Origin of the sequence: Actinosynnema sp. NPDC023658, from assembly GCF_040639995.1 — a bacterium.
Classification (GTDB): Bacteria; Actinomycetota; Actinomycetes; order Mycobacteriales; family Pseudonocardiaceae; genus Actinosynnema.
In genome coordinates this window covers 1-3,091 of the sequence record NZ_JBFAAX010000687.1, presented here as the reverse complement: position 1 = coordinate 3,091, position 3,091 = coordinate 1, and the positions used below count along the sequence as shown (strand labels likewise).

The 3,091-nt window shown below is 72.3% G+C and carries 5 protein-coding genes; 4 read left to right on the top strand and 1 reads right to left on the bottom strand.

All coding sequences use genetic code 11. From position 1 onward, the window contains the following. The first annotated feature begins 67 nt into the window (after nucleotides 1-67). From AB0G02_RS33195 to AB0G02_RS33180, 4 genes are all read left to right on the top strand, one after another. Nucleotides 68-559 (top strand): hypothetical protein, encoded by a 492-nt coding sequence (locus tag AB0G02_RS33195; protein ID WP_360802199.1) that lies wholly within the window; start codon nucleotides 68-70, stop codon nucleotides 557-559. 112 nt (nucleotides 560-671) lie between these two features. Next, nucleotides 672-1,061 (top strand): ATP-binding protein, encoded by a 390-nt coding sequence (locus AB0G02_RS33190; protein WP_360802196.1) that lies wholly within the window; start codon nucleotides 672-674, stop codon nucleotides 1,059-1,061. 49 nt (nucleotides 1,062-1,110) lie between these two features. Next, nucleotides 1,111-1,473 (top strand): anti-sigma factor antagonist, encoded by a 363-nt coding sequence (locus tag AB0G02_RS33185; RefSeq protein ID WP_360802193.1) that lies wholly within the window; start codon nucleotides 1,111-1,113, stop codon nucleotides 1,471-1,473. 95 nt (nucleotides 1,474-1,568) lie between these two features. After that, entirely contained in the window at nucleotides 1,569-1,964 is a 396-nt protein-coding gene (locus AB0G02_RS33180; RefSeq protein WP_360802190.1) for an ATP-binding protein, read from the top strand. Between the two features lie 75 nt (nucleotides 1,965-2,039). On the opposite strand, the gene AB0G02_RS33175 is transcribed toward AB0G02_RS33180, so the two are convergent. After that, a complete protein-coding gene (locus tag AB0G02_RS33175; RefSeq protein ID WP_360802187.1) occupies nucleotides 2,040-2,993 on the bottom strand; it encodes a hypothetical protein in 954 nt (317 codons plus the stop codon). Between the last annotated feature and the right edge of the window lie 98 nt (nucleotides 2,994-3,091).

Below are 3,091 nucleotides of genomic sequence, written 5' to 3'. Positions count from 1 at the left end.
ACGGTCGCGGTGGTTCACCCGGTCGGGATGGCCACGGCCTCATCGGCGTCCACGAGCGCGCCGCCCCGTGCGGTGGCCCGGCGAGCAGACCTCCGGCACTGCCACGGCGGAAGAGCAGGCGGGGACCGCAACGGTCGTCGAACCCCGGGCCGAGGCGCTGGTCCCGATCGTGCCCGAGGGGGTCGCCCTGACCACCGGCGGACCGCCCGTCGCGCTGCCCGTCATCGTCCGCAACACCGGCTCGACGCCCGTGGCGGCTCCCACCCTGGTGCTGACGCTGCCCGACGGCGTCCAGGTCGTCGGTTCCGGCAACAACCTGCGCGGCCGGCCGCTCCTGCGGTGGGAGGGCGCGGTGGCGCAGGCGATCGGGTGCGGGCCCGGCAAGGGCACCGTGACGTGCCGGGCCGAGGCGGAACTGCCCGCCGGCGGCTCGGTGACGTTCCTCTTCCGGCTGCTCGCCGGCCCGAAGTCGACCAGCGGCACGATCACCGGCACGGTCACCGCGGCCCCCCGGCAGCCCGTGCGGGTCGAGGTACCCGTGGCGATCACTCAGAAGTAACGTTTACTACGCCGTTCGGGTGAGTTAGATTCAGGCGTTTGATACCTCGGATCACCGGGTACCACCGCGTTGTTCATGCCTTGGGCATACAGGGCACCGGAGGGTGAAACGTGTGAGCACTGTCGAACTACCCCGGGATGGCGTCGACCTGAGCCTCCCCGACACCCCTCCTGCCCAGGACGAGTTGCTGAGACTGGTCGCCGGGACGTTCCCCGGCACCGACGGCGATCGGCTCGTGGACCTCCAGGTGATCGCCGCGCAACTGGTCGGCAACGCCTACCTGCACGCGGGCCCGCCAAGACGGCTGAGGTTGCACCGGGTGGGCGACGTGGTGCGCGTCGAGGTCGACGACAGCAGCCCGAGCCGGTTCCCGGTCCTGGGCCGGCTCGACACGCCCGAGCAGGGACGCGGCCTGCTGATGATCAACCGGTTGTCGGTCAACTGGGGACACGAGACCCGCGGCGACTGCAAGACGGTCTGGGCGGAAGTCCGCTTCGCCTGAACCGCTCCCGCCGGCGCGGGACGACAGCGGGCGAGTCAGGAGGCGACCTTTGGCACCCGGGACGAGCAGGTCCGATCCGCGCGCGACGTTCTCCTGCGAAAGCCGGACCGACGACGGCACCACGGTGATCACGGTGTCCGGCGACGTGGACGTCCGCACGGCCGACGAGATCCAGGACTGCCTGTCGCGCGACGGGCTCGACGCGGAACGGGTGCGGCTCGACCTGGGCGGCGTGACGTTCATGGGTGTCGCGGGTCTCGCCGTGCTGCTGCACGCGGCCGACCTGTGCCGCGACCACGGAACGGACCTGACCCTGGTGGCATCACCCGAGGTCACGCGGGTGGTCAAGCTGATCGACGCCACCGCGGGCCTGGTCGACCACCTGATCCCCGCGGCGGCCGAGTCGCGGTGAGGCCGGTGTCACCGTTTGTCCGGGTGGTCGCGGGGAACCCGGCACGTGAGCCCCGGGCTCGAAGGGGTTGTGCCTAGTGCTGGAAGGCCTGCGTAGTGGATGTCGTTCGACGGTCCTCTGACCACGTCGACTTCGACCTGGACGACAGAAGACCGTCCGTGCGCCGCGCACGCCGGTGGATCACCGCGAACGTGCCGGACCTGGACCAGTCGACGCGGCTGGACCTGCTGATGATCGCGGACGCGTTGCTCACCAACGCCATCGAGCACGCCACCGCGCCGCGCAGGCTTCGGCTGAGCCGCCTGCGCGACCGGCACGTGGTGCGGGTGGAGGTCTTCGACGCCAGTCCGCAACTGCTGCCGGTGCTCGGCAAGCCGGGCGGGCGCGGGCTGCACCACCGGGGGCTGCTGCTGGTCAACCGGTTGGCGTCGCGCTGGGGCGTGGACCCGCGTGCCCGGTACAAGGCGGTCTGGGGCGAAGTCGTCGTCTGAACCCCGGCGTCGTTCGTCCGGCTGCTCGGTGTTCGGCTCTGCGGCGCTCAGTTCGTGGCGCTCGGTTCGTGGTGCTCAGCCTTCGCCGTTCTTGCCGCCACCGCGTCGGCGGTCGTCCTTCTTGTCGTTGCCCTTGTCGCCGTTGCCCTTGTTGCCGTGGTCGCCGTTGTCCTGGCCGCCGGTGTCGAGTTGTTGCGAGGACAGGACTTCGACGGAGTCGATCAACGGCGTGCCGTTGCCGACGACGAGCCGCAGGCGGTGCGACTCGCGGAACTTCCTGCCCTGCACGTCGGTGAAGTCGACGCCGATCGTGACGGTGTCGGGCCCGGAGGCCGCGGGCGGCTGGCTGACGGTGAGGTCACCGACGGCCCGCCAGGCCTTCTCGTACGGCTCCCGCCCCTGCGCCCGCAGGCCGGGCCCGAGCCGTTCCCACGCCTGGGCGGTGTTGCGGGGCAGCAACGCGTAGTACTCGGCCACCGCCTGCTCCAGCCGCGCGGGAGCGGGTGCGGTCGTGCGGCCGGACGAAGTACCGGTACGGTCGGCCGCGCCGTGGTCCCGGTTGCCGGAGGTCAGCACCAGCCCGAGGACGACGAGTCCGACGAGGACCGCCGCGCCCACGACGACGAGACCCGTCCGTCCGCTGCGCTTCCGCTGCGGAGCCAGGAGGGTCGGGTGCCCGTCCGGTGACGTCGGGGCGGTGCTCGGTCGTGGGCCGGTCGGCTGCGGATCGATCCGCTGCGGACCGGTGTCGGGCGCGGACGGCGGACCGGTCGGGTTCAGGTCCAGTCGGGTCGCCGCCGGGTGGGACATCGGGTGGGCCGTCGCCGGTGGAACCGTTGGGGCTCGGGGCGTTTCCGGACCGGGTGCTTCCGATCGGGGCGCTGCGGGTCCGGTCGCCGGCGAACGGGTCGTTGCCGCGTGTGGTGCGGACGTCGTGCGCAGGCGGTCGGCCACCTCGGCCATGGTCGGGCGGTCCGCCGGATCGGTGCGCAGCACGTCCACCAGCAGGTACCGCACCAGGGCCGTCACGACCGCACGCTCCGCACCGAGCAGCCCAGCCGCAGCGCCTCGGCCTGCACGCCGTCGCTGAACCCGACCCGCACCTCGACCCGCGCCCCGCCGCCGAC